Source organism: Brevundimonas sp. NIBR11 (genome assembly GCF_027912535.1).
Lineage (GTDB): Bacteria > Pseudomonadota > Alphaproteobacteria > Caulobacterales > Caulobacteraceae > Brevundimonas.
In genome coordinates this window covers 876,587-891,525 of sequence record NZ_CP115465.1, presented here as the reverse complement: position 1 = coordinate 891,525, position 14,939 = coordinate 876,587, and the positions used below count along the sequence as shown (strand labels likewise).

General features: G+C 60.0%; 15 protein-coding genes. 6 read left to right on the top strand and 9 right to left on the bottom strand.

Translation table 11 applies throughout. The features are described 5' to 3' along the window. The first annotated feature begins 79 nt into the window (after positions 1-79). Positions 80-1,579 carry a DUF6538 domain-containing protein gene (locus O5O43_RS04240; RefSeq protein ID WP_271085677.1) on the top strand — a complete coding sequence of 500 codons (1,500 nt, stop codon included), beginning with the start codon at positions 80-82 and terminating at the stop codon, positions 1,577-1,579. Positions 1,580-1,752: 173 nt separating this feature from the next. On the opposite strand, the gene O5O43_RS04235 is transcribed toward O5O43_RS04240, so the two are convergent. Further along, a complete protein-coding gene (locus tag O5O43_RS04235; RefSeq protein ID WP_271085676.1) occupies positions 1,753-1,998 on the bottom strand; it encodes a helix-turn-helix transcriptional regulator in 246 nt (81 codons plus the stop codon). Between the two features lie 1,076 nt (positions 1,999-3,074). On the opposite strand from O5O43_RS04235, the gene O5O43_RS04230 reads away from it, so the two are divergent. After that, positions 3,075-4,028: a hypothetical protein gene (locus O5O43_RS04230; protein ID WP_271085675.1), complete on the top strand. Its 954-nt coding sequence runs from the start codon at positions 3,075-3,077 to the stop codon at positions 4,026-4,028. Positions 4,029-4,160: 132 nt separating this feature from the next. On the opposite strand, the gene O5O43_RS04225 is transcribed toward O5O43_RS04230, so the two are convergent. The 8 genes from O5O43_RS04225 to O5O43_RS04190 form a co-directional block, all read right to left on the bottom strand. Next, positions 4,161-4,709: a recombinase family protein gene (locus tag O5O43_RS04225; RefSeq protein ID WP_271085674.1), complete on the bottom strand. Its 549-nt coding sequence runs from the start codon at positions 4,707-4,709 to the stop codon at positions 4,161-4,163. Positions 4,710-5,010: 301 nt separating this feature from the next. Continuing rightward, positions 5,011-6,486: a hypothetical protein gene (locus O5O43_RS04220; RefSeq protein ID WP_271085673.1), complete on the bottom strand. Its 1,476-nt coding sequence runs from the start codon at positions 6,484-6,486 to the stop codon at positions 5,011-5,013. 190 nt (positions 6,487-6,676) lie between these two features. Then, positions 6,677-7,090 carry a hypothetical protein gene (locus O5O43_RS04215; RefSeq protein ID WP_271085672.1) on the bottom strand — a complete coding sequence of 138 codons (414 nt, stop codon included), beginning with the start codon at positions 7,088-7,090 and terminating at the stop codon, positions 6,677-6,679. 38 nt (positions 7,091-7,128) lie between these two features. Further along, positions 7,129-7,455: a hypothetical protein gene (locus O5O43_RS04210; protein ID WP_271085671.1), complete on the bottom strand. Its 327-nt coding sequence runs from the start codon at positions 7,453-7,455 to the stop codon at positions 7,129-7,131. A 560-nt stretch (positions 7,456-8,015) separates the two neighbouring features. Beyond that, positions 8,016-9,671: a recombinase family protein gene (locus O5O43_RS04205; RefSeq protein ID WP_271085670.1), complete on the bottom strand. Its 1,656-nt coding sequence runs from the start codon at positions 9,669-9,671 to the stop codon at positions 8,016-8,018. Further along, on the bottom strand, positions 9,668-10,057 hold the full coding sequence (locus tag O5O43_RS04200; RefSeq protein WP_271085669.1) for a DUF2924 domain-containing protein: 390 nt from the start codon (positions 10,055-10,057) through the stop codon (positions 9,668-9,670). The genes O5O43_RS04205 and O5O43_RS04200 overlap by 4 nt, the downstream gene beginning before the upstream one ends. 23 nt (positions 10,058-10,080) lie before the next feature. Then, positions 10,081-10,284: a DUF3489 domain-containing protein gene (locus tag O5O43_RS04195; RefSeq protein WP_271085668.1), complete on the bottom strand. Its 204-nt coding sequence runs from the start codon at positions 10,282-10,284 to the stop codon at positions 10,081-10,083. Between the two features lie 194 nt (positions 10,285-10,478). Next, complete coding sequence (locus tag O5O43_RS04190) at positions 10,479-10,667, bottom strand: hypothetical protein (protein WP_271085667.1); 189 nt, start codon at positions 10,665-10,667, stop codon at positions 10,479-10,481. A 116-nt stretch (positions 10,668-10,783) separates the two neighbouring features. Here O5O43_RS04190 and O5O43_RS04185 point away from each other — a divergent pair, with 116 nt between their 5' ends. From O5O43_RS04185 to O5O43_RS04170, 4 genes are all read left to right on the top strand, one after another. Further along, positions 10,784-11,470 carry a hypothetical protein gene (locus O5O43_RS04185; RefSeq protein ID WP_271085666.1) on the top strand — a complete coding sequence of 229 codons (687 nt, stop codon included), beginning with the start codon at positions 10,784-10,786 and terminating at the stop codon, positions 11,468-11,470. Positions 11,471-11,542: 72 nt separating this feature from the next. Further along, positions 11,543-12,925: a DNA methyltransferase gene (locus O5O43_RS04180; RefSeq protein WP_271085665.1), complete on the top strand. Its 1,383-nt coding sequence runs from the start codon at positions 11,543-11,545 to the stop codon at positions 12,923-12,925. Further along, positions 12,922-13,377: a DUF5681 domain-containing protein gene (locus tag O5O43_RS04175; protein WP_271085664.1), complete on the top strand. Its 456-nt coding sequence runs from the start codon at positions 12,922-12,924 to the stop codon at positions 13,375-13,377. The genes O5O43_RS04180 and O5O43_RS04175 overlap by 4 nt, the downstream gene beginning before the upstream one ends. Before the next feature lie 50 nt (positions 13,378-13,427). After that, the gene (locus O5O43_RS04170) at positions 13,428-14,882 is read left to right on the top strand and encodes an ADP-ribosylglycohydrolase family protein (RefSeq protein WP_271085663.1); all 1,455 of its coding nucleotides are present in this window, start codon (positions 13,428-13,430) and stop codon (positions 14,880-14,882) included. Positions 14,883-14,939 lie beyond the last annotated feature (57 nt).

The following is a 14,939-nucleotide window of genomic DNA, read 5'->3' as shown; positions in this document are numbered from 1 at the left end:
TCATTGATCGACCTAGGAAAGCCAAAGAAAACAAGCGCATTTCTCAGCTGGGTGTTACGATCGTAACACTGGAGGCTTTATGTGCAGCTACCTGAACTCAGACCGCGCCGTCTATGCGTTCCGGCGATCTGTGCCTGAGCATTTGCGGCCGTATTTTCGTACGGCCACCGGCAAGCCGCGAACCGAATGGCGCTTTTCCTTAGGTACCAAGGACAGGGCCGAAGCGAAGACCCGCTGCCATCGGAAGGCCGTAGAAACTGACAACGCGATAAGGGAAGCTCAGGCGCTTTTCGACGATGGCAAGCCGCCTGCTTTGATCCCTTCTACTAACGCGGAGGAGGAGCGGTTTGAGGCTGACCTACATGATATGCGCGCGCGGGAACTCCAAAGCTTCTATGAAGACTGCGCGGTACAGGATCGCGAAAGGGATCGAGAAACAATCCTCAACCGGCTTCGCGGGCCGCGCGATCAGCTGTCACGTGCCGAGGCGGCGCTGCGGGATTTGATACCTGACGAAGAGTTCGGCAGTCCTGAAATCAAGCAGAGAAGGGCCACTGCTAGGCAGGCAGACTGGGATCAGGGAGCCTTACAGAGTTCGGGCTATGTGAAGGCGCTCCTTGTCGGCTTGCCCTCACATCCTTCCATCACTTCGCTCTTCCAGGGCTACGCCAATGACGCCGGGCTGAAGCCAGCGACGATCAAGCGTTGGCAAGCGGTGATCCGCGACTTCGTTGCACATCTCGGCCACGACGACGCGACAAAAGTTGATGCGGAGAGCGTACGATCTTGGCGGCGCGGCTTGAGCGATGGAGGGCGCGAAAACGGCGCGCTAAGTCCCCGCACGATCAAAGACGTTTATCTCGCTGCTGTAAAAGCGACGTTTAGTTGGGCTCTTGAAGAGGGCCGGATCACCGCTAATCCCATCACCACCGTTAAGGTGCGTGTTCCTAAGCCGCCGAAGCTGCGAGGGAAGAGCCTCACGCCAGCCGAGGCAAAGATGATCCTCAGCGCGACCCTTTCGGGCTCGGGGTCTAAGATCAGTACACACCATGCGTTAGCTCGAAGATGGGTGCCGTGGCTCTGCGCTTATACCGGCGCAAGAGTGGGCGAAATCGCTCAGCTTAGGGGAAGGGACGTCACCTTGGTCGGAGCGATTTGGACTTTGCGGATCACGCCTGAGGCCGGGAGCCAGAAAGGGAATGAGGCGCGTATGGTGCCCTTGCATTCCCACCTTGTGGAGCAAGGCTTCCCGGCCGTCGCAAAGGCAGCGGCTGATGCGCCCATCTTCTATAACCCTGCTCTCTCACGGGGAGGATCAGCCGCAAATCCACACTCTAAGAAGGTCGGTGAGCGTCTGGCGAAGTGGGTGCGCGAAGTCGGTGTGACGGACCCTAACGTTCAGCCGAACCACGGCTGGAGGCATCTCTTCAAAACACTCGGCCGTACCCATGGCATGAAGGAGGAGGCCCGCGATGCATTCCCAGGCCATGCTGACGGCACGGAAGGCCGCAGCTACGGCGAACGGGAAATGCCTTATTTATCGGCTCAGCTCGAAAAAATACCTCGGTTTGAGACGTGACGTCAGCAGGGCATCTCGCGTCTTTGCTACCGGACGAAGCTAACGGCCTACGCGGAGCCCCGTTTTCGGGCCGCTCAGGGCTCCAAACGCCCCTGCCGGGGGTGGGCTACCCAGAGCCGAACAAGCCGCCCCAGCGGCCAAAAAAATCCCACCGGTCGTCAGGTCCGCGCCCGCTACAAATCCGCCTGCGCCATCAAGGTGGACGGGAGACGGCCCAGCGCCCCGGCGATCCGAATAAGGTTAAGCAGGGTCACGTTTCGCTCCCCCCGCTCGATCTTGCCCATATGCGAACGGTCGATCCCAGCGGCATCGGCTAGCGCCTCCTGAGACAGATGCGTCTCGCGACGGCATTCGCGAATGACCGAGCCGATGCGCTGTAGCGCTCCAGTTTCGTCACTTGCCCCGGATACCCTCGACATGAGGAATGTGTCTGAGCATGCGGCCTTTGCGGCCACGGCATTTACGACCCAATAATAGGCTGCTTTAATTCCGCTAGCTGTGATCGTCAGCTTGGGATTGAGCAGGTAGCCTTATGTTTTTCCGTCGAAGCACAGTCGCGGTGATGGTGCAGAACTCCATCGAAAGAACAATCATACCCGGACGGAGCCTCGACGCAGCGATGCTCTCCAACGCGCTTGTTGCAAAGCTCTGGAGAGACATTCCCGACGTTGTCGCAGGCCGAGGCAGACCTAAGCCTTCCAACTTCAGCTTGGCAATCGGAGCCCTGACCGACGGACTGGACCAAGCAAGTTCTGGATCGGAGCAAGAAGACGCGCTGTTCTTTGCGCTGGGGGGCCTACTGCAGTCACTAGAAACAGCCAGAGCGTCTACCTTCAGCGACACGGACAGATTGTTTTTTGAGGGAGCCTTTTCACTCTATCTATCTAAAACTCGGGAGAGAGGCCTTATGGATACCGAGGGGATGGCCCCTGTGGCCTGACAGCTTTCGCTCCTGGGGTAGGCTGGTCACTAGGGTTGGCTCTGAGGTTGTCTAACGCTCCGCTGGTGCCGCATCGACGGTCGGCACCGTTCCCCACAGTCCTCACCAAGCCCCCTACCCCTGCCCATATCTGACCTGAGTTTGATGTGTTGTCGGTAGGCTGCCCGGCTCCCTGCTTCCTATCTCCTCGGAAATAGATGCAGCGATGAGCCGGACACCTTGAGAAACCTGACCTTGAGAAGATCGCGCGTCTGGTGAGTGTACCCGGTGATCGCGACCCGGCTATTGCCGAGCTCCCTCAGGATTGCTCCGTCTCGCGATCATGGCCTTTACGTAAGCCCCCGCAAAGCGGACGGCAGAGATAGCGAGATGCCTCTATGCGAGAGGGTATCAAAACATGGGACGGTGGAAAAACGAACGGACGCGAACGCGGTAGGAAACCATCCTTCTCATTCGAGAGAGGTCTGTTTAAGCATCGCGTACACAAGGGCCGATATCGACCCTCTCATGAGTTGGCCTGGGCAATCGGGCAGCGTTCACCTGTTCGGGAAACTGATGAAACTCAATCAAGCCGTCGCTCAATGCCTGAGGGACAATCCAGGTCAGAGGTTCAAAGCGCGAGAGATCGCGCAGTGGATCATCGCCACCTATCCAGAAGCCACGTCGGACAAGCTTCGCCGCAGCTCCGTTCTCCAGACCGAGGAAGACCTTCGGCAGCAGCTAGTAGCCGAGATTGGGGCTAACCGCCCGGCCATTCAGCAGCGCCATTCTCAGATCAAGACGACCGAAGACAGGCCTCGCTTATATTATTGGTCCGATACTTCGGATGAAGCAGAAGTTAGACAGGCCGAGGGGCCTCTAGCCGAGCCAACAACGCCGGCCGACAGCGAAGAAACAAGCCGTCGAGAGCATGACCTCTACCCCTTGTTGTCGGTCTTCTTGGCTTCCGAATTTGGAGTTCTCAGCCGCCGCGTCGATGAAAAGCGCTCGTCAAATGCGAGAGGACCACAGGGCAATCAGTGGCTTTTCCCAGATTTGGTCGGCATGGAGGATCTCACGCGCGACTGGCAGATTGAAGTTAAGCAGCTTGTGAATGAGGCCTCTGGCCAGAAAGCGCGGCTGTGGTCATTCGAGGTCAAGCTCCTGCTCAATCGATCCAACGTGAGAGCCGCCTATTTCCAAGCTGTCTCGAACTCCTCGTGGGCAAACTTTGGATATCTCGTTGCCACGACAATCCAGGGAGCAGAGACGATCAGAGAACTTCGGATGCTCTCAGCGCTGCACGGTATCGGGGTCATAAAGCTCGACGCTGACAACCCACCTGAGAGCCAAGTTCTCATCCCAGCTCGACAACGCGAGACAGTTGACTGGGCTAACTGCAGCCGGTTGGCGGAGGAGAATGCTGACTTCCGCGAAATCGTCGGTCTTGTCCGGCAGTTTCACCAAACTGGCGACCCTCGGGTGAGAGATTGGGATCGGGCGACAATGTCACCGCCACAAAAATCGTGACGGTCGTGAGGTCCGGGGCTAGCACCACCGAGGCCCAGCCCACCTTTCTCCGCCTCCGTACAAGCGAGACACAAACAGGGCCACGCAGCGGCCAGGAAAATGGCTCTCCCGGCGCTGTTCGGCGGCGCAGCTTTAGTCCACGATCTCCAAAAGGCGATAGACCGACGCCCGGCCTATCCCAAGGCGCTTGGCAATCTCGCTTGGCCCCAGCCCCTCAGCCCTGAGCGACCTGACGGCGTCCCGTTTGATCGTCGCGGGGCGGCCCGTGTAGCGCCCTTCAGCCTTAGCCTTCTCAATCCCATCTCGTTGGCGTTCGGCCCGCAGGTCCGTCTCAAACTCGGCGAAGGCTGCGAGCATGTTCAGCATCAATCGGCCGTTGGACGTTGTCGTGTCTATAGCCTGATCCATAACTTTGAAGCCCACCCCGCGCCTGTCGAGGTCTGCGACGATAGACGACAGGTCATTGACGGATCGCGCCAGCCTGTCGAGCTTCGAGACTAGCAACACATCGCCTTTCCGAACGAACCGCAAGGCGGCCTCCAGTTCCACCCGTTCAGCCCTGGTTGTACCGGAACGCTTCTCTGCAAATATCTCCTCACAACCTGCCTCCGTGAGCTTCTCTAGCTGAACCTCCAGAGACTGCCCCGTTGAGGAAACTCGCGCATATCCAACTAATGCCATCTCGACACCTTCAATCCGACGCTCATCGCGTCCGTCTCGAAAGGTCTAGACCTACGACCCGCCCATTGCAAGACATATTATGAGACGCACAATCGCGGCAGTCGATAGAACCAGTGAGACGTCTCGCAGCGGTATAGCCAAGCGAGACAGCTGTTTCTGGAGACGATTGGCGGGCACGGGGCGACAGGCAATGCCATGGCGGGATTACTATTCTGCGGCCAGCCGGGAGGGGTACCGGGGGAGCAACTGCTCTCTTAGGATTGGAGGTCGGCCCTCGCATAGCTAAGCCGGATTTGGGCCGCTACTTGGCCTTGGAGCCTGATGGCTTGTTGTCCGAACGGGCATCAATGAAAACAATATTTGGGCTGCCCGTCATGCCAAGTTCAGCTACTATTCCTTCGGCGCGTTCGAACTCTCTCTCCGTGAAGTACACGATTGCCTTAATCCCCTTCGGAGCGTCGCTTGCTATCTGGTATATCGGAAGCTGCTTCTTCAGGTTGTTCTTCAGAGATGAACTACCTGCTAGCTTGAACTCAACGAGCGTTTTATCCTTTGCGCCGTATGAGATTTTGAAATCAACAGGGCCTCGCCCGTCATCAGCCTCAGCGCCAAAATCTGACTTTGTTCCAAACCAGACAAGTCGATAAAGAACGTGCAGGTCTTTCTCCCGCCTTATAGGTATGCCGTCTTGGTAGAAAAAGCGATGTCCGCCTTGATCTTCAATGACGTGCTTTAGGTAGCGAAGGCGATCCTGGGCCTCTTGATAAGTGCCAACAGGAGGCGACGCGTAGAAATCTTCAGGCAGTAGTTCTGATATGCCGCGAACAGCAGAGTTAAATACAAGCTGCGCAAAAAGCACCTTCTCATCACTGAAACTCAAAGCTTGATCGCCCGTTTCTTCCTTCATCTTGATGTAAACATCTAATAGGAAGGGGAACTTTCTCACAGTCTCAAGGGCAGCTTCACGAAAGTCATCAGCCGTAGGTTCTTCCTCGACGTCCTCCCATAATAGCTTTTCAAAATAGTTAGACACCTGAGATCGTATCTGTGGATCCGACACCGCAGCAGGGATCGACCGGAAACGATCCACCATATCCCGCTGATTTATCCAGTTCTCATCTTTAGTGAGCATATCCGTGGGCGTCAGAAGGATGAAGTCACCATTGAAATAGGGAAGCGTATATGCCTCACGCACCCACACTTCCATCCCGTAGTCAAATCGGGCGCGATCCACGACCACCTTCCGCAACATTTCCTTCGGGACTTGCTCGACAGCAAATTCCTGAGTGAACTTCAAAAGATAGTGTTTGATTAAATTAGTAGCAAAGTCACTTACGTTGTCTTTACCCACGCCATCTTTGATTAGGCATACCTTTTCCAGGTGAGTTCCAGCCGTACTTAACTCGCTGCCGAAATCTTGGAGAATAATAGAAAGATTTCGGTTGAGCGAACGCGCGAACTCGATACCCAGACCCGCGCCCTCGTTGCCAAGTTCGCAATACCCCATCCAATTCTGCTTGACTTCTTTGAAGCAATACCATTCTCGCAGCAGACCACTTGTTACGGCTCCCGCGTCGCTCTTGGCCTTCAAGAACTTGAGATATTTAACAATGTCGGCATGAAGCTGTTGATATTCTGGCTTCGGGCTAGTGAATAGCAAAAACGGATCGATGAAGAGCGGGAGGTCCGCGATCAACGAAACGTCGAGAGCGCCATAGTCAGCGAGCGTTTGTTCGGGGACACCGAAAGTGTCGGAGAAAAATCCAAGCATGGCCATAGGGTAAGGTGGGTTCCCGGCAACTGCCACCACTCGTTGAGCGCTGTTACCGGATATCCCCGGGAGATTGTGTTGACACTGGTGATGCAGGACGCCGTGGGTGAGCTCGATGCACTCCCTTCGGCTACCGGCCTGGGGGTCGGGCGATCCGCCTAGATCAACACGCCAGTTTGGGCTGGCCCGTTCGCCGTCAAATAGCGGCCTGAGCTTTGAGGAACTCTGCGATTTCTAGCTCTCGGGATTTCGGGAAGATCCAGCCCTCTAGTGTTCCGTTCCACCGACCGCCCAGCCCTTTGAGCCCTTCCTTGATAGGTTTCGTATCACCTTTTACAACAAAGGCTTTCACGACACCATCTTTCTCATAGTCCTCCATATGGACCTTACCAGCCTTCGCAATCTTCACAATCGAGCTGACTTTAGCCTTTGCCTCTTTGGCGGTAGGGGCAACTACCGGCTTCCCATCAATGAGGTTGCGTACATTTATAGATAGTTGATTGAATAGCTGCTCACGGAAGTCTGTAAGATTGTTGTAAGCGCCAGTTAGCCCTATCTTCTGCATTCTTTTTTCAAAGTCTTTCAGTGCCTTGTACTGCTCCAGGTCCAACTTTGTGGGATCTATGCTTCTCGATGAGAAGTAAACCATTACAGGTTTCTGGTTCTTATGAACCACTCGATTTCTTCGGCGGTGCCGCTTTCGCTGACACCGGTGGGAGAGCCTAATCGCGTCCAGAAAACGCCAATGGCCATGTCGCAGCTGTTAACTACTTGATCGTTTATCACACCCTGGGCCCGGTCTCCCATTAGTGGAGCGGAATGGGTCTCCCATTTGACCGGGAGAAGTACCACTCCATTGGCCTCAGCATTAGCATTGTTCCATCGAGCAATGACTTCCGGGATTGCTTGACGTTCCTCATCCACGTCGCCTGGGCTGGCTATCAAGATCTTGAAGACTTTTGCATCAAACGACATGGTTTTTCCCGAAACGAACCCGAGGTGAAGCTGAGCTTTAGCTATGCACTTAGGGGTTGAGCGCCGGCCGTCAAGTAGGTGCCAGGAGGCAGGCATAACTGGCTCCCGCATGGATGACCCGGTGAGGCATTTTGGGCTTGAGCTGATCCAGCCTGTAGGATTGCCGTCGTTGCCCGATCAATCAAGGACTTCCTATTGGCTAGAGCGCCAAGAAGCGTTACAGGCGGTAGCTCCAAGCGTTACATCCGCCTCAGAAAAAGCTTATATGTTTCAGTAGTTAGAGCTGGGTTGGGGACAGTCCCACCCTCTCCGCCAGCCATTTCTAGCGACCTATCTCCGACAGGTTGGCTAGCGACATCCCTCTGAAATACAAGAGATTTTCAGCTCCCAACAGGCTGTCGCCGGAGCTCTCAGCGGCTTATTCCCGCACGCCTCGCGCCCAATTCTAGGCTTTGTCTCCGGGCCTTGGCGATCGACTCCGGTTTCCCGTAAATACGGGAAAAGTACGGGAAAGCGCCTAGGCTCTAGAGGGCCCGATCCACTGAGAAGCAGCGATGCAGCTAGTCGGCGTGGGATGCAAGTCCGAGCATCTTGCGCTGCTCAGACCATGACAGAGGAAGGCGCAAGGACTGTAGCTGAGCCTTGGTGAGGTCGATCGGCGTTTGGCCTTCCGCGATCGCCTTCTGAACGTCTGGCGCGAGGAAGGCCAGGGCGGCGATCCGACGCTCGAATGAGTCGTCAATGCCTCGGGCCTCATCGAACGATGTCGCCAGCGGCGAAGCGCCGTGCCGGTTCACGATGGCATGAGCGCGCCGGAGCTTGGTCAGCATAGCGTCTTCGCCTTGTGTCGAATGACCGACCGATCCACCGGCCTTTGAGGTCGCCCAGGTTCGCCCGCCGCGGAACTGCGGACGGCGAAGCAGATCCATCTCGATCAACCGGACCTTGCCAGGCTTGATGCGCATGACCTGATCAGGCCCCAGACGCGACTGCGCGAACGAGATGGCCGCCGCATCAAGATCATGAGCCCTGGCCGTGATCGTTATCCGATCCTGGTGGAGACGCACGCTTACCAAACGCTCGCGGTTGTCCGACCATGTCGCCTCGTCTGCCACGAGGCCGGCCCCAGTCAGGGCGTCTATCACCCAGTCCTCGATCGCCCCGGCCGGCACGCGACGAACCTGGCTCCGATCCAGTGAAGAGGCCCGCCCTTCCTGCAGTGGGCGAGAAACATAGTAACGGTACTTGCGGCCCAGCTTTCCGTAGGCGATCGCGGGGGTCATCGGCAGGCCGTCGGCATCCTGGATCAGCCCGGTCAGCGGCGATCCGCCCGGCTTCACAGCCCGGTCGCGCCGCTCGGCCCCATTGGCGTCCAACGACGCCTGGACCCGGTCGAACAACTCCTGCGCAATGATGGCAGGGTGCGCTCCAGGGTAGGTCTTCGAGCCATGGACGATCTCACCACGATAGACCCGGTTACGCAGCAGATGGAACAGGGCTCCCCTTCCCCAAGCTGCGCCGCCTCGCGCATTGCCGTTCCGCGAGACGTGCACGCGAGTCATCTCGCCGGCCGCGTCGAGCTCCTGTTTCAGAGCATGCACCGATCCGAGCGCCACATAGCGCTCGAATAGGTCGCGTACCCTGTCCGCGTCATCCGGGATCACGACCAGGGCCCTGGTCGTTGGATCGATAGGCGGCGCGTAGCCGAGGGGCGGTGTACCGCCCATCCACATCCCCTTGGCCTTGGAGGCGGCGATCTTGTCGCGGATCCGTTCGCCGGTCACTTCGCGCTCGAACTGGGCGAACGACAGAAGGACATTCAGTGTCAGGCGCCCCATGGAGTTTGTGGTGTTGAACGCTTGGGTCACGGAGACGAACGAGACCTGATGCTGATCAAAGCGCTCGACAATGCGTGCAAAATCCATGAGCGATCGGGTCAGGCGATCGACCTTATAGACCACGACGATGTCGACGATCCCATGCTCGATGTCGGCGAGCAGTTGCTTCAGCGCGGGTCGCTCCATGGTCCCACCCGACAGGCCGCCGTCGTCGTACAGCGTGGGCAGGAGAACCCACCCCTCCCCCGCCTGGCTTTTAACATAGGCTTCGCAGGCCTCGCGCTGGGCATGCAGGCTGTTGAAAGCCTGATCGAGCCCCTCGTCGCTGCTCTTCCTCGTGTAGACGGCGCAGCGCAGCTTAGCGGGCTTGGTCGTCATGCCGCCTTGGCCTTCCGGAGCCCAAAGAAGCGAGGACCGTTCCAGCGAACCCCGGTGATCTCGCGGGCCACTTCCGAGAGGCTCGCGAAGCGTCGATCACTGTAGAGGAAGCCGCCTTCGATCACTTCGACATCATGGGTGCGCCCCCGCCACTCGCGGGTGATGCGCGTCCCGGCTGAAAGCTTGGGCCCCACATGAGGCTTGGCCTTCGACAGCACCGTCCGCCGGGTGGCGGCGTCCAGACCGCCGAAGGCCTGCGTCTGGATTCGCCAGGCCAACAGCAGCCTCAGAAGGTACGGTGACCGCATGGAGGGCGGCGGCTGGATGTAAACTTCACTCCAGCGTTTACGCAACGCAGCCACGTCCATGCCTTCCAACGCGATCACGGCCTTCTCTGCCTCGCTCGGGCTCACGCGCCGGCCTTCGGCGCGCGGTAACGCCGCTGGCCCTCAATGACTTCCGAGCTGACCGGTGCGCCCAGTTTCTTACGGATCGCACCTGCAAGCGCGCCGCGAGCGGAGTGGCGCTGCCAGTCCGTCGCATCGACGATCTGATCCAGTGTAGCGCCTTCAGGTCGCTGCAAAAGAGCGATGACGGCGGCCGTCTTAGTCACGCGGGACGCTCGCGACGAAGCTAGATCAAGTTGCTCTAACGGCGGGCTAGACGGCGCCTGAGGCGCACGGGTTTGAGCGCCGGTCGCTGTCGGCTTGTTTCGGTTTGGGGTCATAGTCGGCTCCTTCAGGCGGAACGGCCCGCCAGTACCGACCCGAGCCCGCAAGGCGGGCGAAAAGACGGGATGATGCGGCGTCAGACCGGGCTGGCCATGGCCTCACCGGCCAGACGAGCGGCTTCGATGCAGCAGGCCTGGATGTCCCCAAGCCGCTCGTCTCTATTCGGACGGCTCGAAAGATCGACTGCATGCTCAAGCTGTTCTATCAGCGCGTCGAACAACGCATCGACATCAGAAGGAACAGCTTGAGCATTCATGACCGACATAAATGCGTCCTTTCGAATAAAATGCGACTGTAATCTTCACTGCGACACGAGAATCAAGACATCGCCCCCCCATGCCAGCTCGCAGAAAAATTTCATTGGGTCGGGACGGCGTTGTCATGATCGACGGCAGCCCGGAGGATGTGGCCGCCGGTCGCGTCGTGAGCCGCGTGACCGAAGATCAGCGACAGGCATTGACGCGGCTCGACAGCGTCAATGCCAAGGATACGGCCCGTCTTGAGACGATTGCGAACAGCTACTACCGCGACTTCGCCCAGGAGGACGCTGGCAAGGCCTCCAAGGGGGAGCAGAACGGCTCCATCGCGATCATGCTCGACTGGGTCGGGAAAGCACGCAGCGATCCGACCGACCGGGCACGAGGCACGTTGGAGGAGCTGTATCTCGCCTCAGACGACGATTTGGCTTTCCGGCTTCTTCACGCCATCGGCCTGCGTAAGCCGGACAGCATCGACCTGTCGGTCAGCGAGATGTCGTTGGACCTGATCGAATACGCCCTTATGCAGTGCCGGACGGACAGCCGCGGCCCCCTCCCCGCCAGCCCGGCCGAACGGCGCCTGATCGCCGAGCTGGTGGATGCCTGGGAAACGGGCACCGGCCTCAAGGCCACCCACAACCCCAAGCTCCGGACCGAGTACACCGGCCACGCCCATTCCGCGGCCGGGCGTTTCGTGTCCGCCGCAGTCCAGATCATCGCCCCCGCCATCCGCCAGACCAGTGTCGCAAGCCTGATGGAGCAGCATCTTAAAGGCCGTCGTCTCGCCGCCAGAGAGCGCAAGGCGGCCTAGGGTCAAAACCATCTGATCGCCCGCCCGGGTTCCAAGGTCTCTTTGTACAGCTCCCAGTTACAGGAGCCGTTCATGCCTCAAGAACCGCCTATCCCAAACCTGCCCCAGATCATCCTTCTCGCCGCGAAGGTTCGCCTGCTGCCGGTCAACCTGCTAAAGCCGCACGCTAACAAGTCGCGCGTTCGTCCGCCTGAACAGATCCGGAAGCTGGCCGCCAATATGCGGGCGTACGGCTTCGCGCTCCCGATCGTCGTCGGCTCCAACAACCAGGTGCTGGCTGGCCATGCCCGCCTCGAGGCAGCCATCCAACTCGGCCTCGACGAAGTGCCCGTTGTCTCACAGGCCCACCTGTCCGAGGAAGACCAGCGCGCCTTCATGCTGGCCGATAACAAACTCAGCCAACTGTCCAGCTGGGACGATGGCGCATTGAAGCTGGAACTGCAGTTTCTCGCGCCGCTGGAACTGAAAGCCTCCCTGTGGGACCTCGGTTTCAGCCAGGCCGAGGTCGACAAGGCCCTCTCGATCGGGTTCAGCGGCGACGGGCCAAGTGACCCGCCGCCTGGCCCGGATTCGCTGCCCATCACGCGTCCGGGCGATGTGTGGCTTCTGGGCGACCACCGCCTGGCCTGCGGCGACGCAACGACCGCCGAAGCCTACGATGCGCTGATGGCCCCCGGCGAGAAGGCGCGGATGATGTTCACGGACCCGCCCTATAACCTCAAGATCTCGGGTTTCGTGGCCGGACGCGGCATCGACCGTCGCGAGTTCCCGATGGCGTCCGGCGAGATGTCTGTCGAGGAGTTCACCGAGTTCCTTCTGCAATCGATGTGCTGCAGCGCCGACAATCTGATGGACCGCGCGGTCGCCTTCGTCTGCATGGACTGGCGCCATATGTACGAGATGATCGAATCAGGCGATGCGGCCTTCGACGAGCTCGCCAACGTCTGCGTCTGGGCCAAGTCCAACGCCGGCATGGGCGCCTTCTACCGGAGCCAGCACGAACTGGTGTTCGTGTTCCGCAAAGGGGAAGGCGATCACGTCAACAACTTCGGCCTAGGTTCGGTGCGCTATCGCACCAATCTCTGGCAGTACCCGGGCGCCTCGGGCTTCCACTCGGACCGTATGAACGACCTGGCGCTCCACCCAACCGCCAAGCCGGTCGTCATGGTTATGGACGCGATCATGGACGTGTCGAACCGTGGCGACCTCGTGCTGGATCCGTTCGGCGGCTCCGGCTCGACCCTGATCGCGGCCCATAAGGCCGGCCGCGTCGCTCGCGTGCTGGAGCTCGATCCGCTTTACGTTGATGTGATCGTTCGCCGCTACCAGGGCCTCACCGGCGGCGAGGTCTATCTGCAGGCAACGGGCCAGACCTTCGAGGAGGTCGAGGCGGAGCGCCTGGGCGTGTGCTCCCCGATCGCCGATATGAAGCTGCTGCAGGCGCCTCAGTCATGAACGACCCTACTGACGCACAGGAGATGGGTTTCAGTCCTGAGCCGCAGCAGCAGCCGGAGCTGCAGCCGCAGCCGCAGCCGCAGCCGGGCGTCGGCTACGGCCGCCCGCCTCCCGAACACCAGTTCAAGCCCGGCAATCCTGGTCGCCCACGCGGTAGCCGCAATAAGCCCAAGAGCTTGGCAGAAGAGCTTGAAGCCGCCCTTGAAGAGGCGATCGCGTTTACGACGGATGGCGAGAGCGTGACAGCCCGGAAAGCCATCGTCAGGAAGATGGTGCGAGAAGCGGTCACCGGGGAAGCCAAGACGACCCAGGGCGCGGTCAAGATTTTCGACGTGATCGAGGCCCGTCAGCGCCGCTGGAAAAAGCAGACCGTGCTCTCCGACGATCCGGTCGTCGATATCCTGTCCGCTGCTCTGCGCAAAAACGGCTTCTTCGAGGACGAGCCCGAGTAGTTCGGTCGATCGACTGGACTTCTTAAGGCCGTGGAGCGAATGCGCCGTCCATGACCCGCACCTCCCTCACCCACCCTCTCCAGATCGCGTCGGTTCACCCCGGGCCAGATCTGGGCCGTGTCGGCATCACCTTCTGCCCGGGCAAGGTACAACCCTCAGCCGCCACCGGCGGCTGGAACCGGGACCTCGAGCTTGATGTGGCGGCCATCGCCGACTGGGGCGCCGCAGCAGTCCTCACCCTGGTCGAAGCCCACGAGCTCAAGGCGCTGAAGGTCGAAGGTCTGGGCGCATCCGCCCGGCGGATGCAAATGAACTGGCTCCATGCCCCGATCCCCGACGTCTCGGTTCCGGGCCCCGAGTTCGAAGCCGTTTGGAAAACGATCGGCGAAGGGCTACGCGATCGCCTGCGCGCAGGCTTCGACGTTGTGATCCATTGCAAGGGCGGGCTGGGCCGCGCCGGCATGATCGCCGCCCGCCTGATGGTGGAGCTTGGCGTTGAGCCCGCGAAAGCTATCGAGGACGTACGGCGCGTCCGCCCAGGCGCGATCGAAACCACCGCCCAGGAAGCCCATGTGCTGGGCACACGCGCGGTCGCCGAGCGCCAGCCCTCGACCGCGGCCGATGCGATCCGCGAGCGGGCGAACGGCGCCCTTTTGGGGCTCGCGGTCGGCGACGCTGTCGGCACGACCCTGGAGTTCAAAGCCCGCGACAGCTACCCGCCGCTCACCGACATGGTTGGCGGTGGCCCCTTTGGCCTGAAGCCTGGCCAGTGGACGGATGACACAGCCATGGCGCTGGCGCTGGCCGACAGCTTGAACGCCTGCGGCGGCTTGAACGAACAGGACCTGTTGGGCCGGTTCTCCGAATGGTGGGCGACGGGCGCCTACTCCTGCACGGGCCACTGCTTCGACATCGGGGCGACGACGCAACAGGCTTTGTCGCGCTGGAGGCGCACCAAGGGCGATCATTGCGGCTCCACAGACGCGTACTCGGCTGGCAATGGATCGCTGATGCGACTTGCGCCGGTGGCGATCCGCTATTTCGGCAACCGGGAGAGCTTGCGGGATGCGGCAGCGCGGCAGTCGAAGACCACCCACGCCGCGGCAGAGGCGGTCGATGCCTGTGTCATCTACGCCGAAACCCTGGCAGACGCGATCGAGGGCGCCAGCAGGTCGGAGGTGCTGCGTGGCCGGTCCAGCAACTGGGCCGGCGCCATCGACAGAATCGCCACTGGCTCCTGGCGCGGCAAACGGCGGGCCGAGATCCGGGCCACGGGGTATGTCGCTCACAGCCTGGAAGCCTCTCTCTGGTCTGTCGGACGGAGCGCTGGCTTCGCAGACGCCGTGCTGCTGGCGGCCAATCTGGGTCAGGACGCGGACACAACCGCAGCCATTACCGGGCAGTTGGCCGGCGCCTTGGGCGGAGCTGGTGGAATACCCTATTCCTGGCTCGACAAGCTCGCCTGGCGGGACCGACTAGAGCAGGCGGTAGACGACCTTCTCTGAAATCCGCTACCGGCGATAGATATGGACCCGGACGCGGGCTTGCCTTCTGCGTGGCCC

Coding starts and splice junctions, on each gene's coding strand:
- O5O43_RS04235 (WP_271085676.1), bottom strand. CDS start 1,998: ATGTCGAGGGTATCCGGGGCAAGTGACGAAACTGGAGCGCTACAGCGC.
- O5O43_RS04230 (WP_271085675.1), top strand. CDS start 3,075: ATGAAACTCAATCAAGCCGTCGCTCAATGCCTGAGGGACAATCCAGGT.
- O5O43_RS04170 (WP_271085663.1), top strand. CDS start 13,428: ATGACCCGCACCTCCCTCACCCACCCTCTCCAGATCGCGTCGGTTCAC.
- O5O43_RS04205 (WP_271085670.1), bottom strand. CDS start 9,671: ATGACGACCAAGCCCGCTAAGCTGCGCTGCGCCGTCTACACGAGGAAG.
- O5O43_RS04180 (WP_271085665.1), top strand. CDS start 11,543: ATGCCTCAAGAACCGCCTATCCCAAACCTGCCCCAGATCATCCTTCTC.
- O5O43_RS04220 (WP_271085673.1), bottom strand. CDS start 6,486: ATGGCCATGCTTGGATTTTTCTCCGACACTTTCGGTGTCCCCGAACAA.
- O5O43_RS04210 (WP_271085671.1), bottom strand. CDS start 7,455: ATGTCGTTTGATGCAAAAGTCTTCAAGATCTTGATAGCCAGCCCAGGC.
- O5O43_RS04190 (WP_271085667.1), bottom strand. CDS start 10,667: ATGTCGGTCATGAATGCTCAAGCTGTTCCTTCTGATGTCGATGCGTTG.
- O5O43_RS04240 (WP_271085677.1), top strand. CDS start 80: ATGTGCAGCTACCTGAACTCAGACCGCGCCGTCTATGCGTTCCGGCGA.
- O5O43_RS04225 (WP_271085674.1), bottom strand. CDS start 4,709: ATGGCATTAGTTGGATATGCGCGAGTTTCCTCAACGGGGCAGTCTCTG.
- O5O43_RS04185 (WP_271085666.1), top strand. CDS start 10,784: ATGATCGACGGCAGCCCGGAGGATGTGGCCGCCGGTCGCGTCGTGAGC.
- O5O43_RS04175 (WP_271085664.1), top strand. CDS start 12,922: ATGAACGACCCTACTGACGCACAGGAGATGGGTTTCAGTCCTGAGCCG.